At 73.9% G+C, this 17,672-nt stretch carries 16 protein-coding genes; 9 read left to right on the plus strand and 7 right to left on the minus strand.

What is annotated here, in order from left to right:
• Positions 1 to 5: 5 nt before the first annotated feature.
• The 4 genes from ACYVO2_RS31845 (at position 6) to ACYVO2_RS31860 (ending at position 4,313) form a co-directional block, all read left to right on the plus strand.
• Positions 6 to 866, plus strand: a complete 861-nt coding sequence (locus ACYVO2_RS31845; RefSeq protein ID WP_461011548.1) for an ABC transporter permease — start codon at positions 6 to 8, stop codon at positions 864 to 866.
• Between the two features lie 19 nt (positions 867 to 885).
• Positions 886 to 3,345, plus strand: coding sequence for a penicillin acylase family protein (locus tag ACYVO2_RS31850; protein ID WP_461011549.1), 2,460 nt, complete (start codon positions 886 to 888; stop codon positions 3,343 to 3,345).
• Between the two features lie 152 nt (positions 3,346 to 3,497).
• A complete protein-coding gene (locus ACYVO2_RS31855; RefSeq protein WP_461011550.1) occupies positions 3,498 to 3,686 on the plus strand; it encodes a hypothetical protein in 189 nt (62 codons plus the stop codon).
• A 129-nt stretch (positions 3,687 to 3,815) separates the two neighbouring features.
• On the plus strand, positions 3,816 to 4,313 hold the full coding sequence (locus tag ACYVO2_RS31860; RefSeq protein WP_461011551.1) for a GNAT family N-acetyltransferase: 498 nt from the start codon (positions 3,816 to 3,818) through the stop codon (positions 4,311 to 4,313).
• A 149-nt stretch (positions 4,314 to 4,462) separates the two neighbouring features.
• Here ACYVO2_RS31860 and ACYVO2_RS31865 read toward each other — a convergent pair whose 3' ends face one another.
• The 3 genes from ACYVO2_RS31865 to ACYVO2_RS31875 form a co-directional block, all read right to left on the minus strand.
• A complete protein-coding gene (locus ACYVO2_RS31865) occupies positions 4,463 to 6,223 on the minus strand; it encodes a ThuA domain-containing protein (protein ID WP_461011552.1) in 1,761 nt (586 codons plus the stop codon).
• A gap of 23 nt (positions 6,224 to 6,246) precedes the next feature.
• Positions 6,247 to 9,078 (minus strand): PQQ-dependent sugar dehydrogenase, encoded by a 2,832-nt coding sequence (locus ACYVO2_RS31870; protein WP_461011553.1) that lies wholly within the window; start codon positions 9,076 to 9,078, stop codon positions 6,247 to 6,249.
• Positions 9,079 to 9,360: 282 nt separating this feature from the next.
• Positions 9,361 to 10,515: a sensor histidine kinase gene (locus ACYVO2_RS31875; protein ID WP_461011573.1), complete on the minus strand. Its 1,155-nt coding sequence runs from the start codon at positions 10,513 to 10,515 to the stop codon at positions 9,361 to 9,363.
• Between the two features lie 389 nt (positions 10,516 to 10,904).
• Here ACYVO2_RS31875 and ACYVO2_RS31880 point away from each other — a divergent pair, with 389 nt between their 5' ends.
• From ACYVO2_RS31880 to ACYVO2_RS31900, 5 genes are read left to right on the plus strand one after another with little or no spacing between them, the layout of a single operon-like run.
• Positions 10,905 to 11,336: a Fur family transcriptional regulator gene (locus tag ACYVO2_RS31880; protein ID WP_461011554.1), complete on the plus strand. Its 432-nt coding sequence runs from the start codon at positions 10,905 to 10,907 to the stop codon at positions 11,334 to 11,336.
• Complete coding sequence (locus ACYVO2_RS31885) at positions 11,311 to 11,721, plus strand: CobW C-terminal domain-containing protein (protein WP_461011555.1); 411 nt, start codon at positions 11,311 to 11,313, stop codon at positions 11,719 to 11,721. The genes ACYVO2_RS31880 and ACYVO2_RS31885 overlap by 26 nt, the downstream gene beginning before the upstream one ends.
• Positions 11,691 to 11,996 carry a hypothetical protein gene (locus ACYVO2_RS31890; protein ID WP_461011556.1) on the plus strand — a complete coding sequence of 102 codons (306 nt, stop codon included), beginning with the start codon at positions 11,691 to 11,693 and terminating at the stop codon, positions 11,994 to 11,996. The genes ACYVO2_RS31885 and ACYVO2_RS31890 overlap by 31 nt, the downstream gene beginning before the upstream one ends.
• Before the next feature lie 39 nt (positions 11,997 to 12,035).
• Positions 12,036 to 12,734, plus strand: coding sequence for a WD40 repeat domain-containing protein (locus tag ACYVO2_RS31895; protein WP_461011557.1), 699 nt, complete (start codon positions 12,036 to 12,038; stop codon positions 12,732 to 12,734).
• Positions 12,731 to 13,171, plus strand: coding sequence for a (2Fe-2S) ferredoxin domain-containing protein (locus tag ACYVO2_RS31900; RefSeq protein WP_461011558.1), 441 nt, complete (start codon positions 12,731 to 12,733; stop codon positions 13,169 to 13,171). Before ACYVO2_RS31895 ends, ACYVO2_RS31900 begins: the two co-directional genes overlap by 4 nt.
• A 44-nt stretch (positions 13,172 to 13,215) precedes the next feature.
• Here the strand turns inward: ACYVO2_RS31900 and ACYVO2_RS31905 are convergent, their stop codons facing one another.
• From ACYVO2_RS31905 to ACYVO2_RS31920, 4 genes are read right to left on the minus strand one after another with little or no spacing between them, the layout of a single operon-like run.
• Positions 13,216 to 14,409: a GTP-binding protein gene (locus tag ACYVO2_RS31905; protein ID WP_461011559.1), complete on the minus strand. Its 1,194-nt coding sequence runs from the start codon at positions 14,407 to 14,409 to the stop codon at positions 13,216 to 13,218.
• On the minus strand, positions 14,406 to 15,287 hold the full coding sequence (locus ACYVO2_RS31910) for an anchored repeat-type ABC transporter permease subunit (protein WP_461011560.1): 882 nt from the start codon (positions 15,285 to 15,287) through the stop codon (positions 14,406 to 14,408). Before ACYVO2_RS31910 ends, ACYVO2_RS31905 begins: the two co-directional genes overlap by 4 nt.
• Positions 15,284 to 16,021, minus strand: a complete 738-nt coding sequence (locus ACYVO2_RS31915; RefSeq protein ID WP_461011561.1) for an anchored repeat-type ABC transporter ATP-binding subunit — start codon at positions 16,019 to 16,021, stop codon at positions 15,284 to 15,286. Before ACYVO2_RS31915 ends, ACYVO2_RS31910 begins: the two co-directional genes overlap by 4 nt.
• A complete protein-coding gene (locus tag ACYVO2_RS31920; protein ID WP_461011562.1) occupies positions 16,018 to 17,655 on the minus strand; it encodes a TIGR03773 family transporter-associated surface protein in 1,638 nt (545 codons plus the stop codon). The genes ACYVO2_RS31915 and ACYVO2_RS31920 overlap by 4 nt, the downstream gene beginning before the upstream one ends.
• Positions 17,656 to 17,672: the final 17 nt, after the last annotated feature.

A 17,672-nucleotide genomic window follows, 5' to 3' on the forward strand; every position in this document is an offset into this window, starting at 1 on the left:
GGACGATGACCCGACCCATGGACGCCGCCGCGCCCCGGCACGGCACGGCGCCGCCCGCCCGCCCCGGCACCGGGGACCGGCCCCGGGACCCCGGGGAGCCGCCCGCCGCCCTGTGGCCGGTGGTGCGCGCCGTCTGGACGCGCGAGCTGCTGCTGTTCCGGCGGTACTGGCTCGCCGTCACCTTCGGCTCCCTGGTGGAGCCGCTGGTCTACATGGCCGGTTTCGGCCTCGGCTTCGGCACTCTGGTCGACTCGGTGCAGGGCCACCCCTACCCGCAGTTCGTCGGGCTCGGCATGGTGGTCACCTCGGTGCTGTTCGCCTCCGTGTTCACCGGCATGTTCGAGACCTTCAACCGGCGGCGCCACCAGCGGGTGTACGACGCGATCCTCAGCCAGCCGGTGGACGTGTGGGAGCTGGTGACCGCCGAGGCGAGCTGGATCGCGGTGAAGTCCTCGGTGTACGCGTGCGCGCCGCTGGCCGTCACGCTGGCCGTCGGACTGCCGCCGACCCCCGGGCTCCTGCTGGTCCCCGTGATCGCGCTGCTGGCCGGGGCCGGGTTCGCGTTGATCGGGATGTGGGTCTCCTGCCTGGTGCCGGGCATGGACTGGCTCCGCCTGGTCGTGTCCGGGGTGCTGACCCCGCTGGTGATGGCCGCCGGGGTCTTCTTCCCCGTGGACGACCTGCCCGGCTGGGCCCGGGCCGGCGCCGCCGCCAACCCCGTCTACCACTGCACCGAACTGGTGCGGCACAGCGCCTTCGGCGCGCTGGACGCCACCGACCTGTTCCACGCGGCCGCGCTGGCCGCCTTCACGGCCCTGTCCTGGCACCTGGCCGTCCGCGCCATGCGACGCGGGCTCATCGACTGAAAGCGAGCACACCCAGCCCATGACACGTCTTCTCCGCAGGCTCCGCACCCGGCTCCGCGGCCGGCCCGGCACCCCCGCGCGCCGCAAGGCCGCCACCCTGGCGGTGGCCGGCCTCGCGCTGGGCGGACTCGTCGTCCCGGCGTCCGCCGCCCCGGCGCGGCCGCACGTGCGCAGCGTCATCCAGTACACGGAGTACGGCGTCCCGCACATCACGGCGTCGAACTTCGAGGACCTCGGCTACGGGTACGGCTACGCCGCCGCCCGGGACAACCTGTGCGTGCTCGCCGAGACCTATCTGACGGTCGACGCCCAGCGATCCCGGTACCTCGGCGCCGACGCGCCCGCCGGCCGGGGGCTCGGCGTGGCGCGCGACAGCCTCACCAGCGACCTGTACTTCCAGCGCGTCAAGGACAGCGGCGTGGTGGAGCGCCTGGCCCGGCAGGCGCCCCCGACCGGCCCCCGGCCGGAGGTCACCCGACTGGTCCGCGGCTACGCCGACGGGTACAACCGCTATCTGCGCGAGACCGGGGTCGACCGGATCGGCGATCCCGCGTGCCGCGGCAAGGCGTGGGTGCGGCCCATCACCGAGCTGGACGTCTTCCGCCATCTGCACGCGACGAGCACGGTCGCCGGCAGCGGCCTGATGATGGACGGGATCGTCGGCGCCCGGCCGCCGGCGTCCACCACGGCCCCCCGGTCGGCGGCGGACCGGGACGCGGCGGCCCGCATCGCCGCGGCCGTGCGGGGCTCGAACGGCGGGACCGGGCTCGGCAGCAACGCCATCGGCGTCGGCGCCGAGGGCACCACGTCCTCCCGGAGCGTGCTGCTCGGCAACCCCCACTTCCACTGGCAGGGGCCCCTGCGCTTCTGGCAGAGCCACCTGACGGTCCCCGGCCGGATGAACGTCTCCGGCGCCGGCCTGCTCGGCCTGCCCATGGTCCTCATCGGGCACAACGAGGACGTGGCCTGGAGCCACACCATCTCCACCGCCGCCACCTTCGGGCTGTACGAGGTGCCCCTGGTGCCGGGCTCACCCACCACGTACCTGGTGGACGGCGAGCCGGAGGCCATGACCGCCCATCCGGTGAGCGTGGCCGTCCGCCGCGACGACGGAACGATCGGCACCGTGCGGCGGACCCTGTGGTCCACCCGGTACGGCCCGGTGGTCGGCTCCGGGCCCGGCGGCACCCCGCTGCCCTGGGGCGCCACCGCGTACGCCCTGCGCGACGCCAACGCCACCAATCTGCGGGCGCTGAACACCTGGCTCGACATGGCCCGGGCCGAGAGCACCGACGACGTCGCCGAGGCCGCGGCGCGGGCCCAGGGCCTGCCGTGGGTGAACACCGTGGCCACCGACCGCCGGGGCCGGGCCCTGTACGCCGACATCCAGGTGGTGCCCCATGTCACCGACGAGCTGGCCGCCCGGTGCAGCACCCCCCTGGGCTCCCACCTCTTCGCGCTCAGCGGCGTGTCCGTGCTGGACGGCGGCCGCGGCGAGTGCGCCTGGGGGACCGACCGCGACGCCGTCGAGCCCGGGCTGTTCGGCCCCGGCCGCATGCCCCGGCTGAGCCGCGCCGACTATGTGCTCAACGCCAACGACAGCCCCTGGCTGACCAACCCGCGGGCGCCGCTGACGGACTACCCCCGCGGCCTCGGCGACGTCGGCACCCCGCGCACGGCCCGCACCCAGGAGGCCCTGGTCTCCGTGCAGCGCAGGCTCGCCGGCACCGACGGCCTGCCCGGCCGGGGGTTCTCGGGCGCGACCATGCGGCGCACGCTGTTCGACGACCACAGCAGGGTCGCCGAGCTGGCCGCCGCGGACACGGCCGCGATGTGCGCGGAGCTGTCCGCGGACGGCGCCCCGTCCGGCACCGGACCCGTGGACGTCTCCCGGGGCTGCGCGGCGCTGGCCGCCTGGGACGGCCGCTACGACCTGGACAGCCGCGGCTCCCTGCTGTTCGCCCGCTTCGCCCAGCGGCTCGCGCGGATACCCGGCGGCCCGTGGCGCACGCCGTTCGACCCCCGGGACCCCGTCCGCACCCCGAACACCCTGGCGGTGGAGCGCCCGGAGGTGCGGCAGGCGTTCGGGGACGCCGCCGCCGAGCTGACCGCCGCCGGCATCCCCCTGGACGCCCCGCTGGCCGACCACCAGACGGTGACCAGGAACGACCGGCGGATCCCGGTGCACGGCGCCCCGCACGAACTCGGCGTGCTCAACGTGCTCTCCCCGGTCTGGGACCCGGCCCGGGGCAACACCGAGGTCGTCGAGGGGTCCAGCTTCATCCAGGTGGTCGAGTTCCCCGCCCGGGGTGCCCCCCGGACCTCCACCCTGCTGACCTACTCCCAGTCGAGCGACCCCACCTCCCCGCACCACGCCGACCAGACCAGGCTGTTCTCCCAGGGCACCTGGGTCTCCGAGCGGTTCACCGAGCGGGACATCCTCGCCTCGCCGTCGCTCCGCACCCGGATCCTGCGCTGACCCCCCGGGGCCCGGCCGCCACCCCGGTGGGGTGGCGGCCGGGCCCCGGGCGTCTCACGTGTCGGAGTCCGTCTGCCCGCGTCCGTTGCGCCGTTGCGCCGTTGCGCCGGCGGTGGGCGTGCCCGTGCCCGGCCCGGTTCGTTGGACCCGGGGTGGACATCCCCGCCCTGGCCCGCGTCACCGTCGTGCCCCTTCTCGTCGCGGTGGCCGCCGTGCCGTACCCGCCCCTCCAGCGATGCGGCAACGAGATCGTCGTCATCGGGATCAGCACCCCGATCCTCTCCCCGCGGATCGCCGGGTGCCTGGACGCACCGCCCACCGGCCGGGCGGCAGCCGGCTGACCCCGCGGGCCCTGACGTGGCGGCGGGCGCGCGGCGCCGTCCGGCCGGGTAACGGAAGGATCGGATCCTCCCCGTACCCGCGCCCAATCCTGGTTGCGGACGACTCCCGCCCGGGAGCATTGTCACACCATGGTCGAACTGATTTCCCTGAAGCCCGATGACTGGCCGGTGTGGCGCGAGCTACGGCTGGCCGCGCTCGCCGAGGCGCCGTATGCCTTCGGCTCGACTTCGGCGCAGTGGCAGGGGCCGGGCGACCGGGAGGAACGCTGGAGAGACCGCTTGGGAATTCCCGGGTCCCGCAATGTCGTCGCGGTCCGCGCGAGCGGGCCGGTCGGGATGGTCAGCGGCGTACCGGCCGAGCGGCCGGAAACCGTGGAGTTGATCTCGATGTGGGTCAGCCCCACGGCTCGAGGTCAGGGGGTGGGAGACCTTTTGATCGGAGAAATCGCGCGGTGGGCCGTAGAGAGGAATGCGAGAACCTTGCGGTTGTCGGTGATGCCGGACAATCGCGCGGCTGTCGCGCTCTATGAACGTCACGGCTTCAAGGACACCGGGGAGCCGGGCGGCCTGCTGCCGGACGGTGTGCGCAGGGAATTGGTCATGGCGAAGGCGCTCGCTCCCGGGTGAGGGGCTGTCGACAGGTCTCGGACATGGCCCGCCCCCTGCACCGCGCCGCCTTCCCGCCGCCCGCATCGCTGACGGTCCCCAGACCCCAGCGGCGGGGGCCGGGAGTGCTCCCGGCCCCCGCTCGGCGCGCTGTGCTGTCGCGGGGGTCGCTAGGGCAGGGTCCACTTCTGGTTGGGCCCGGTGTGGCAGGTCCACAGGTGGACCGGGGTTCCGTCGTTCCAGGTGCCGCCGGACGCGTCGAGGCACTTGCCGGACTGCGGGTTGCGGACGGTCCCGTCGGGTTGGGGCGCCCACTTCTGCGCGCCGGAACCGTTGCAGGTCCACAACTGGATCCTGGTCCCGTCGGCGCTGCCTCCGCCGGAGACGTCGAGGCACTTGCCCAGGGCCGCGAGGGTGCCGTTGGTGCCGACGGTCCAGTTCTGGGCGCCGGTGCCGTTGCAGCTCCACAACTGGATCTTCGTCCCGTCGGCGCTCCGGCCGCCGTCCACGTCTAGGCACTTGCCGTTGACGCCCTTCACCGCACCCGAGCGGGGACCGGGCGCGGAGCCCGATTCCTTGATCCGGATGTTGCGGAAGGCCACGTCGTCGCCGTCACCGTGGTTCTGGATGCCGATGTGCCCCTGTGCGAGGCTGCGCGCCGGGTCGGTGTTGGTGAAGTCGTTGATCCTCCGGCCGTTGAGGAAGACCTCCAGGCGCTCGCCCGTGACGCGGATCTCGTAGGTGTTCCACTCACCCGGCGGGTTGAGCGCGGCGTCGCGGACGGCGATGTCGGCGGACCTGTACCCGTAGACGGCTCCGGTGGTGCGCTCGGGCGCGTCCGTGGCGTCGATCTGGATCTCGTAGCCGTTGTCGACCGCCGACCACGGGTCGTCGGAGGCCGGGAAGCCCACGAAGACACCGGAGTTGTCGTCGCCGGACAACCTCCAGTCGAGCTTGAGGGAGTAGTCCCCGGTGAACTCCTTGGCCGAGTACCAGAGCATGCCCATCCCCCCGTGCGAGGTGAGGGTGCCGTCGGCGAGGGTGAACCCGCCCGGGCCCGCCTGCTTCCAGCCGGTCGTGCCGGAGCCGTCGAAGAGCGGCCGGTAGCCCGTCTCGGGCCGGCAGTCGGCTTCGGTCATGCCCGCGGCCCACCGGATGCCGCCCAGCAGGTGCCTGCGGAAGGCCGGCTCGCCGTACGACTCGTCGGTGTGGCCGCCGCCGGTGTAGAAGGCGCGGCCGCCCTGGTAGTCCTTGCACCAACTGATCGGGTGGTCCCCGGACATGGAGCCCCCGCTGTAGCTGGACTCGTCGAGCGAGGCCAGGACGTGGGCCGTGGTGCGGGGGTTGGTGCGGTAGTTGTACCACTCGTCGGTGCGCTGCCAGGCGCCGCCCAGGTGGGCGGTGGCGTCGTGCGCGCGGTCCTCCACCTCGACGGTGGCGGGCTGGATGGCGGGATGCGAGTGGAACAGGGCCCCGGCCAGTCCCTCGTAGAAGGCCCAGTCGTACTCGGTGTCCGCCGCGGCGTGGATGCCGACGTAGCCCCCGCCGCCCTTGATGTACTGCTCGAAGGCGGTCTGCTGGGTGCCGTTCAGCACGTCCCCGGTGGTGGAGAGGAAGACGACGGCCCGGTACTGGGCGAGGTTGCCGCCGGTGAAGGCCGCCGCGTCCTCGGTGGCGTCCACTGTGAAGTTGTTGGCCGCGCCGAGACCACGCAGTGCGGCGATGCCGTCGTCGATGGACGAGTGCCGGAAGCCGGCCGTCTTGGAGAAGACGAGGATCTTGTAGGCGGGGTCCGCGGCCACCGCCGCCGGCGCCCGCCGAGCCGATCCGGGGTCGGTGGGCTGGTCGGCGGGCTGGGCGGTCGCCTGCGGCGCCGCGGCCAGCACGGCCGCGGCGAGCAGCAGCAGGCCCGCTCGGAATCGGTTGCGCATGCGCGTTTCACCTCCTCTTTCGCTCACGGCAGGGTCCATTTCTGGTTGGATCCGGTGTGGCAGGTCCACAGGTGGACCTGGGTTCCGTCGTTCCAGGTGCCGCCGGACGCGTCGAGGCACTTGCCGGACTGCGGGTTGCGGACGGTGCCGTCGGGTTGGGGTGCCCACTTCTGCGCGCCGGAACCGTTGCAGGTCCAGAGCTGGACCACCGTGCCGTCGGCGCTGCCTCCGCCGGAGACGTCGAGGCACTTGCCCAGGGCCGTGAAGGTGCCGGTGGTGCCGGCGGCGCCGACGGTCCAGTTCTGGGCGCCGCTGCCGTTGCAGGTCCACAACTGGATCTTCGTCCCGTCGGCGTTCTGGCCGCCGTTCACGTCGAGGCACTTGTCGTTGACGCCTTTCACCGCGCCCGAGCGTGCCGAGGTGGCGAAGGAGAACTCGTCGACGTCGAACAGGGACCCGGCCCCGCCCTTGAACACCAGGTACAGCGTGGTCGTGCCGGCGGGCTGGCCGGCGAGGGATCCGGTGACCTCCTGGAAGGTCTCCCAGCCGCCGGTCACCGGCACCGCGACGGAGCCCAGCAGGGTGCCGGTGGCCGATCCGGCGCGCACCTCGATCGTGCCTCCCGTGCCCGCGGAGGAGACGCGGGCGGTGAACCCGGTCGCGTTGTCCAACGCGTACGGTGCGAACGAGATCCAGTCGCCGGATTCGATGTGCCCCACGGTCCTGCCGCCGTGCGCCGGGGCGTGGCTGACGACCTGGACACCGGACGCGTTGCCGTAGTGCTCGGCCTGCCGGTGACTGGGCTGGGTGATGTGCTGGTCGCGGGTGGTCAGCGCGGGCTGCCCGTTCGCTCCCTTGTCGGTGTACTCGGCGTCGACCACCCCGAAGACGTTGGCGTTGGGGTCGTGCTCACCGTCGGCGAGGGTGTACAGGGTCCCGGTGCAGCCGGTGGCCGAGGTCTGCGGGTGGCCGTGGCTGTCGTGGCCGATGATGAAGCTGACCTTGACCGCGGAGCAGTCGATCGTGCCGTCCTCGGGGTCGGTGACCGTCACCTTGAAGGGGATCGCCGCGCCGAAGTCGTGGATACGGCCGTCCACGGGCAGGTCGAGCCGCACCGTCGGAGCTGTGTTGCCCACCGTGATCAGCACGGACGCCGTGGCCGACTTGCCGGTCGAGTCGGTCACCGTCAGGGTCGCCGTGTACTGGCCGTTGGCCTGGTAGGTGTGCGTGGGGTTGGCGGCTGTGGAGGTCGCGCCGTCGCCGAACCGCCATGAGTGGCCGAGGCTGTCGCCGTCCGGGTCGGAGCTGCCCGCCGAGGAGAACGACACGGTCAGCGGCGCCCTGCCGGACGTCACGTCCGCCCTGGCCTGGGCCATGGGCGCGCGGCCTCCGGTCACGTGCTCGATCCGGTACAGCGCGGAGTTCTGGTCGCCGTTGAAGTACCCGGTGCCGTAGTCCAGGACGTACAGGGCGCCGTCCGGTCCGAACGCCATGTCCATCACCTGCGTGCCGCTCCACGGGAAGGCGTTGATGGACTGGACCGTTCCGTCGCCACCGGACTCGATGCGCTTGATCCAGCGGCGGCCGAACTCACCGGCGAAGAAGTCCCCGTCGTACTCCTGCGGGAACTTCACCTCCGAGGTCGAGGAGGCGTCGTACCGGTACACCGGGCCCGCCATGGGGGATTCGGAGCCGCTGCCGAACTGCGGAACCGAACCGCCGCTGTACGGGATCCACGCGGGCTGGGCGGGCGGCAGCTCGGTGAGGCCGGTGTTGTTCGGCGAGGTGTTCCTCGGGGCGGCGCAGTCGAACGCGGCACCGGACCTGCCGGTGGCGAAGTCGTAGTCCACGTAGGCGTCGTTCCTGCCGGTGCAGTAGGGCCAGCCGTGGTTGCCGGCCTTGGTGATCCGGGCGAACTCGACCTGCCCCTCGGGGCCGCGCGCCGGGTTGGCGGTGCCGGAGTCGGGGCCGTAGTCACCCAGGTGGACGATGCCGGTGGCCTTGTCGACGCTCATCCGGAAGGGGTTGCGGAAACCCATCGCGTAGATCTCCGGCCGGGTCCTCGCCGTGCCGGGCGGGAACAGGTTGCCGCTGGGGATCGTGTACGAGCCGTCGGCGTTCACCTTGATGCGCAGGACCTTGCCGCGCAGGTCGTTGGTGTTGCCGGCGGAGCGCTGGGCGTCGTAGGCGGGGTTGCGTGCGGCGCGTTCGTCGATCGGGGTGAAGCCGTCCGAGGCGAACGGGTTGGTGTCGTCGCCGGTGGACAGGTACAGGTTGCCCTGCGCGTCGAAGTCGATGTCACCGCCGACGTGGCAGCAGATGCCCCGGGACGCCGGCACGTCCAGGATCCGCTTCTCGCTGGCCAGGTCGAGGGTGCCGTCGGTCCTGAGCACGAAGCGGGACAGCCGGTTGACGCCGTCGAAGGGCGCGAAGTTCGCGGCCGAACCCTCCGAGGGGGCGTCGCCGCCCGGAGTGGCGAGCTTGGGCGCGTAGTACAGGTAGACGTGCCGGTTGGTCGCGAAGCCCGGGTCCGCCGCGATCCCCTGTAGTCCCTCCTCGTCGTGCGTGTAGACGTCGAGCTTGCCGGCCACCTTGGTGGTGCCTGCGGCGTCGGTGCGGCGGACGGTGCCGTCCCGCGAGGTGTGCAGCACCGAACGGTCCGGCAGTACCGCGAGCGTCATGGGCTCGCCGGTCTCGGCCACTCCCTTGGCCAGCGTGACCTGCTGGAACTCCGGAGCGGCGGCCGCGTCGGGAGCGGCTGTCACCGGTGTGGCGGGCAGAACGACACCGACGGCGCAGGCGACCGCCGGTACGAGCCATCGAAGGAGTCTTCGTCTGAACGGTCTTGTGCGCACAGATGTCTCCCGCGGGTGAGGAATGGTGGCAGGCCGGAGTGGACCTGCGAGGGAGTACGGGCGCGCGCCGTCGCGCCGTCGAGAACCGGTCGTGCGATCCGGCCGGCTCGTTGTAGCGAAGTTAGCGGCCTTCGTCGGGGCGCGTAACCCCTTTTGCACAAGATCGCTAGACTTCTTCCCGACCGGGGACAAAGAGGGGAACGGGCGCCGCCCGCCCGGACCGACCGCCGGCCGGACGCCGCGGTCCCTCACCGGGCTTCGCCCGCACCGCCTCGGCGAACGTCAGCCCGCGACCCGCGCGAGCTTCCGGTCCCGGGGCGCGCCCGGCGATGCCTGGGGCGTGCCGGGGAGCCGGACCGTGACGAGGAGGCCCCCGGTGGGGCGGGGAGTGAGGTCGAGGGTTCCGTCGTGCGCCCGGACGATGCTGTGCACGATGGCCAGCCCGAGGCCGACGCCGGCGTGCTCGTCGGTGCGTACGCGTTCCGTTCCGCGCTGGAAGGGTTCGGTGAGGGTCGGCAGCAGCGCCGGTGGCAGCGGATGGCCCGTGTTCTCGATCCGCAGCACGCTCACGTCGTGCCGCGCCTCGGTGTGGACCGTCACGGTGCCGCCGGCGGGGAGGTTGTGCACGATGGCGTTCTGGACGAGGTTGGTCACCATCCGCAGCAGCAGCGCCGCGGAGCCGGCGGTCCATGTCCTCTCGCCGGTGACCTCGAGCGTGATCCCGCGCTTCTCGGCGAAGGGCAGCAGCGTCTCGGCGGCCTCCTCGGCGAGCAGGGAGAGGTCGACGGGCTCGCGGACGAAGCTCCTGCGGTCGGCGCGGCTGAGCAGCAGGAGGGCCTCGATGAGGTCGATCGCCCGCTTGTTGACCGTGTGCAGGCGCTCGAGGACTTCGCCCTGGTCCCGTGCGGGGTCGTTGCGGGCGGTGTCGATGAGTGTCTTGGAGATCGCCAGCGGGGTGCGCAGCTCGTGGGAGGCGTTCGCGGCGAACCGCTGCTGTTCGGCGACATGGGATTCGAGTTGTTCGAGCATGGCGTCGAACACGTCGGCGAGTTGGCGGAACTCGTCCTTCGGGCCCGTCATGCGGATCCGGTGGGACAGCGATCCGTGCGCGGCCGTCCGCGCCGCGTTCGCGATCAGGGTGAGTGGTGCCAGCATCCGGCCGGCGAGGATCCATCCTCCCAGGAGGCCGAACACCAGGAGGAAGGCCAGCGCCGCGGCCGTGGCGGGAGCGACGCCGCGCAGGAGTTCGGAGCGGTCGGGCCCGAGGAAGAGCACGTCGCCTTTGTATTCCCCCGGGGGCGGTGGTTCGTGGTTCGGTATCCAGCGAAGGGCGAACACCCAGACCACGGCCACCAGGAGAGCGCCGGTGAGGAAGAGGAATCCCGCGTAGCTGAGGGTGAGCTTCAGTCGGGCGCTGAGCCTCGAGCGTCTGTTCAGCTGTCCGGTCATGAGTGCTGTCCGGGTGAGCGGTGTCCATGCCGGCGGCGATTCGGTGGCCGGCGCCGGGCACCGTGGGGATGAGCCGTGGTTGGCCGAGTCGTTCGCGTGGCGGCATCGCCTCCGGCCGGGGGCCCGTCGGGGCAGGGTTCGTCCTCCACGATCAGCACGCACATACCCGCACTCTAAGCAGCGCGGCATATCGCCGGCATATGCAAACCAAGCCGGCCGGGAGGCGCCGGAGGAGCAGCGCATCGCGAAACATGAACCATCACTCATATGATTATGGGTATCATTATCGTCCAAGGTTGCGGGGCGCGGTACGCAGCGAGCACTGACGGAGGTGAGCCGCAGTGGGCGGCCGGATGACGCCGCAGCGCAGAGCGGTCATGGGTGTGCTCGCGGGCTGCCAGGACTTCGTGTCCGCCCAGGAGCTGCACGCCCTGCTGGTGGAGCGCGCCCACTCGATCGGACTGACCACCGTCTACCGGGCCCTGCACGGGCTGGAGGCGGACGGCGGTGTGGACGTCGTGCGGGACGAGGCGGGCGGACGGCTCTACCGGCTGCGGCCCGCCGACGGGCACCGCCACTACCTGATCTGCCGCTGCTGCGGCCGCAGCCGGCCGGTGGACGCCGAGGCCGTCGAGCAGTGGGCCGGACGGATCGCCGCCGACACCGGGTACGCCGCGGTGGAGCACACCGTCGAACTCACCGGCCTGTGCACCGACTGCCACACCGCGGGCGACCCGCACCCCTTGCCCCCCGCCCCCCGACCAGAAATCACCGGAGCCCGCATTGACCACCGCAGCGGAACCCCGTGACGAACGAGTTCCCGTCACCGTTCTGACCGGCTTCCTCGGCTCGGGCAAGACGCCCCTCCTCAAAGGCATCCTCACCGAGACCGAGCACCAGCACGACACCACCGTCACCTCGGTCGGCATCGAACTGGACGGCGAGCTCGACGAGGACCGCCTCAACGCCTGGCTCGGCGAGCTGCTGCGCAAGGGCATCCTCGCCGTCACGGGCGACCTACGGCAGTACGTCTTCCAGGGCGTGCACATGCTGCTGGACGGCACCTCCGGGCGGGAGTGGCGGGGCGGCGAGGAACGGCGCAGCCGGCTCGTCCTCATCGGCCGCAACCTCGACCGGGAGGCCCTGGAGCGCGGGTTCGCGGCGTGCCTGGCCACGGCGGGGGCGGCCGCCTGAGCACGACAGTCGCCTCCGCCCTCGCCGTCGCCTGGGAGACCGGCCTCGACGACGCGCCCGTCGCGCTCGGCGCCCGCGGCGGCCTGGTGGCCGTGGCGGGCGCCGAGGGGGCGGTCCGGGTCCTGGACGAGCGGGGCGCCTTCGAGCTGCCCGCCGGGACGCTGCGCGTCGTGTTCGCCCCGGACGCGAGGAGCCTGGCGGTCACCGGCCCGATGGGGTACGCGCTGTGGCGGCGCGCCGACGGGCGGGCGATCGTGCGGGAGTTCGGAGGCTAGTCCGCGGCCGCCGCGTGGGCGGACCACGAGCGCCTCGCCGTGGCGTCCGGCCGCCGCGTCCCCGTCCTCGACGGGGAGGGCGGGGAGTTGTGGCGCACGGAGCCCGCCGCTTCGACCGTCACCGATGTCGCCTGGATGCGGCGGGACAGGCGGCTCGCGGTGGCCGCGTACGGGTCCGTGCGCTGCCACGAGCGGCACAGGCCGAAGCCGGTGGCGACGTATCGTTACGTCGGTTCACACCTCGCGCTCGCCGTCGCGCCCACCGGCCGGTGGACATGCAGCGGCAACCAGGACGCCTCGATCCACATCTGGCGCACCCGGGACGGCGGGGAGCTGACCATGTCCGGCTACCTGGAGAAGGTGTCCCGGCTCGCCTTCGACGACACCGGGGTGTGGCCGGCCGCCGACGGGGCGCCCGACGTGACGGTGTGGGACTTCTCCGGCAAAGGGCCGGCGGGGACGGAGCCGCGCTCCCTGCGCTGCCACGAATCGGTCACGGCCCTGGCCTGGCGGCCGGGCGCCGGTGGGCACCCGGCCGGCGGCGGTGCCGACGGCACGGTGGCGCTGTGGCACGCCACGGCGGACCGGCCCGGGCAGTGGCTGCGTCCGGCCCGCGCCCTGGACGGCGGGGGGCTGGAGGCCGCGGCGCCGGCCTGGGCCGGACCGCACCTGCTCTTCACCGCCCACCGCGACGGCCGCGTCCGGGCGTACGACGCCCCCTCCAGGACCGCCCTGTGACCCCGCGGACACCGCCGCCGCTCCGCTCGCCCCGCACAACCGCCGTCGGCGCCGCTCGGCGGCAGCCGTGCACCGTGGTCGTCTGCCGGGGCTGCTGCTGCGGCAACCCGCGCAAGCACCCCGGCACCGACCACGCCTGGCAGTTGGCGCGGCTGCGGGCCGGCGCCGCGGCGTCCGGCGGCGTCTTCGCGGTGCGCACCACGGACTGCCTCGGCCACTGCGACCGGGCCAACGTCATCGTCGTCCAGCCCTCCACCGCCGGGCGCCTGGGCGGAGGCCGGACGACCTGGATCGGCTTCGCCGTGGACGACGACTGCACGGACGACATTCTGCGGTGGGCGGCCGACGGCGGGCCGGGCATCGCCGAGCCTCCGGCCGCGCTGCGGCTCCGGTTCATCCGCCCGCCGGGGGCGGCCCGGTCCCGGGCACGCCGGTGAACCCGGGGGCCGGGCGAGGCCGCGGGCGGCCGCGGCCGCCCGGGTCACGAGGGCTCGGATCCGCCGAGCAGGGGATCGTGCACGGCCGTCCACCTCTCGCGGCCGAGGGACAGTTCGCCGTCCGTGAGCAGGGCGGAGTCCAGCGCGGCGCGGATGCTCCGCTCCTCCAGGCCGACACCGGTGAGGACGAGTTCGCTGCGCCGCTCGCCGTGGCGGTCGTCCCAGAACCACGAGGCGAGCGTGCGCCGCTGCGGCGACGCGGCCTCCCAGGCGCCGCGCGCACCGGGCTCCAGCCAGCGGCCCGCTTCCCGCAGCTCCAGGTGGGATCCCGCCGAACGCCAGGTGACGACGGAGTCGGGGCGGCTGGTGAGCCACAGATGGCCGCGGCCGCGCACCACCCCGCGCATCACCACGGGGAGCGCGTCGGCGAGGCGTCCGGGGTGAAGGGGGCGCCGGGCGCGCCACAGCACGGACTCCGCGTCGTGGCCCGCGCCGCCGCCCCGGCACAACGGCGGGGAGACGGGTTCCAGGCGTGCCCGCCACTCGTCGTACCCCCCGCGGGGCCCGGGGCCGGGACACGTGCGCATGGGGCGCTCCGCGGCGGGCGGCACCACCTCGGCGTGCCCGTTGAGCCGGGCGGCCAGTGAGCCGACCCCGGCCGTGCACCGGGGGTCGGCCGCCCCCGCCGGGGTGAGGATCAGCGCGTCCGCCGCCTCCACCTGACGCACCGCCGCCTCCGCCTGCGTCAGCGGCCCTCCGGGGCCCCACCCGTTCCAGGGGCGCACCGCCCGGCGCACCGAGCGGAGATCGGCGAGGAACGCCTCCGGGTCCAGCCCCACCAGGACGCGGGCCGGCCGGTAGTGGTCCCCCAGCGAGCCGCCGCCGGGCCCGGCCCGCCACAGCTCGACCAGGAGCGGGAGCACGTCGACGTCCCCCGGCAGGGCGAGGACGACGTGCGCCCGGTGCGCACCGCGCCGCAGGCACAGCAGGTCCTGGCGCAACACGACACCCGGCGCCCCGGCCACCCCCAGACCGCCGGCTCCGCGGAGCCGGCGGCCCTCGCCGTGCAGCAGGCGCTGCACCAGCGGGTACCCCTCGCCCTCGCCGTGGACGGACACGGACAGCACCACGGCGCGCGGGCAGGCCCGCACCAGTTCGTCCACCACGCCGCCCCGGGCCCGCGGCGTGTTGCCGGTGACCACGCTCAGCAGGCCGGCCCGCGCACCGCCCGCCGTCACCCGGGCCGCCCCGCGGGCCCGGAGGCGGGCGCCGCGCGCAGGCCGCGCAGCGCCCGGGTCAGCAGGCCGTGGCGCGGGGCGAGCAGCCATACCAGGGCGAACACCGAGGTGAGCACGACGACGATGGAGCCGCCGGCCGCCAGGTCGTAGCCGTAGCTCACGTACAGGCCGGCCACGCTGCCCGCGCAGCCGATCGCCGACGCCAGCAGCGTCATGGTGCCGAGCCGCTCGGTGAGCATCCGCGCCGTCGCGGCCGGGGTGATCATCAGCGCGAGGACGAGGACGTTGCCGACCGCCTCCAGCGACATCACGATGGTCGCCGTCACGACGACGTAGAGGGTGAGGTCGAGCCGGAAGACCGGCAGCCCGGCGGCGCGCGCCGTCTCCCGGTCCAGGCTCACCGCCACCAGCTCCTTGCGCAGCCCCAGCACGACCGCGACCAGCGCGGCCCCGATCGCCGCGGCGGTCCACACATCGCCGGAGCTCACCGCGAGCACCTGCCCGAACAGGAACGACGACAGGTCGGTCGTCCACGTGTCGCGGGTGGAGACCAGCACGATGCCGAGCCCGAAGGCGAACGCGAAGAAGACGCCGATGACGGTGTCCTCCTTCAAGCGGCGGTTCTGCGACACGAAGGCGATGCCGACGGCGGTGACGATCCCGGCCGCCGCACCACCCAGCAGCAGGTTGCCGTGGAAGGTGTAGGCGAGTGCCACCCCGGGGAACGCGGAGTGGGCCACCGCGTCACCGATGAAGGCCATGCCGCGCAGCACCACGAAGACGCCGACCACGCCGCAGACCAGGCCGGTGAGGGCGGCGACCGCGAAGGCCCGCTGCATGAACGGGAGGTCCCAGGGTTCCAGCAGGAAGTCGATCACACCGTCACCGCCTTGGCCGCCGCCGCCCGGTCCAGGCCGAAGGCGCGCAGCATCTGCTCGGGATCGGCCAGCAGTCCGGGGCCGCCCTCGGCGACGACCGTTCGGTTGATCAGCACCACCCGGTGGCAGGTGCGGGCCGCCGCCGCCAGGTCGTGCGTGGTCATCAGCAGCGCCGTGCCCTCCCCGGCCAGGTGGCCGAACAGCTCGTTCAGATGCTCCTGGGTGGGCGCGTCGACGCCGGTGAACGGCTCGTCGAGCATCAGGAGCCCGGGCTCGGCGGCCAGCGCCCGCGCCACCAGGACGCGCTGGCGCTGGCCGCCGGACAGCTCGCCGATGGGCCGGCGGCGCAGCGCGGTGAGACCGGCCAGCTCCAGGGCCCGGTCCACCGCCTGCCGGTCGGCGGTCCTCGTGCGGCGCAGCCAGCCGATGGAGCGGGTGCGGCCGGACATCACCGCCCCCGCGATGTCGATGGGGAAGTCCCACGCGAACTCGTGCCGCTGCGGCACATAGCCGATCGGGTGCCCGGAGGAGCGGCGCACCCGGCCGGAGGCCAGCGGGACGAGTCCCAGCACGGCGCGCAGCAGGGTGGTCTTCCCCGCTCCATTGGGGCCGATCAGGCCGACCAGCTCGCCGCGTTCCACGCTCAGCGACGCGTCCTGGAGCGCGGGACGGCCGCCGAGGGTGACGGAGACGGACTCCACGGCGAGCAGGGGCTCGGTGGCGGTGGCGGTCATGCGGGTGTTCCTCCGCCGCTCCGGCGGCGGGAGAGCCACAGGACGCCCGCGCCGGCGGCGGCCAGCCCCGCGGCGGCGGCGCCGAGGGGCACGGGGTCGCCGGCGCCGGTCGAGGCCATCGACCCGCCGGAGGAGCCGGAGGAGCCGGAGGCCGAGCCGCCGGAGCCGGAGGTGCCGGAATCGGAGCCGGAGGTGCCGGGGGTGCCGGAGGAGCCCGAACCGGAGCCGGACCCCGACCCGCCACCCGACCCCGACCCGGAGCCGCCCCCCGACCCGGACCCGTCGCCCGGCGTCACCGAGTTCGGGTCCATGTCGCCGACCGCGAAGGCGATCGTTTCGGTGTCGCCGGTCTTCCTCCCGTCCGGGAGGGTGCCCGTCATGGTGAGCGTCAGCCGGAAGACGCCCTCCTTGCCGAAGGCCCAGCCGCCGTGGGCGTGGGTGTTCCGCGGCACGTCGAAGGAGTCCGGCACACCGTCGCCGCTGTTGAACAGCACCGACGCCCCGGAGATGCCGTCGTAGGTGAACAGTGCGACGTGGCCGGGCCCCTGGACCTTCTCCAGCGTGAACCGCACACCGCCGGTGGTCGCGCCCGCCTCGATGTTCTCCGTGGACCAGCCGGGCCACAGCAGCCCGTCCTGCTGCACCTGGTCGAGCAGCCACACCGGGTCCCCGGCCTTCCCGAGGAAGGCGAGGTCCTCGTTGTCCGGGACCTCGTTCCTGGCGGCGGGTTTGACGTGCAGCACCACCGAGGAGGGCTCCCGCCACGTCGTCTCCCCGGGGACGGTGCCGTCCTTGAGGTGGATCTGCATCCTGCCGTCCACCACGCGGGCCGCGATGTCGAGGTGCCCCTCGTCCAGGACCTTCTTCTCCGACACGACGGTGCCGTCCGCGGCGGCGGCCGGCGCCCGGGTGAGCGGCTCGTTCGTCCGAGGACCGGCCCCGGACGGCTCGCCGTCGCCCCCCGGGCCCGCTCCGGGCCCTGCTCCCTCGGAGGCGTCGCCGGTGCCGGGCGCGGCCCCGTCCGCCGGGGGCGCCTCGCCGGGCCGTGACGGAGCGGGGGCGGTCGTGTCCCCGCCCGCCGGGCCCGCCACGGCGGCGTCCCCGACCCGTACCTCGTACACGGTCGCGGTACCCGGTCGCTCGCCGTCCGCGTCGAAGGCCAGCCGGTACGTGCCCGGGGCGGTGAACGCCCAGCGGGCGGCGGCGCCGGGCGGCGGGTCTCCGTGGTCGGGGAGCCGCCCGGCGCTGTGGAAGCGCACCACCGGCTCGCCGTCCGCGCCGAGCCCGAACGCGGCGACGTCCCCGGGGCCCTCCACTCCGGTCGGGGACCGCCCCGCCCGCTGTGCTTCGCCGGCCTCCCAGGGGACATCGGCCGTCTCCCAGTACCAGGTGCCCGGCTTCCCGAGGAAGCGGTACGCCTCGTCCCGCGGCACGACGGTGGCGTGCGTGTCGTCCACCTCCACGACCGGCACGGCCGCCGCGCCGGGTTCGCCCGGGACGATCCGTGGTGCCGGGGCGCTTGGGGGTGGCGCGGGGGTCGCCGCCATCGCCGTGGCGCCCCCCGGCAGCAGGGCCGCGGCGAGCAGTCCCGCCGCCAGCCCTCTGCTTCTCCTTGTGGCTGCTGTGGCCTTCACCGGCCCCGGTCCTTCCT

Source organism: Streptomyces capparidis, assembly GCF_054782095.1.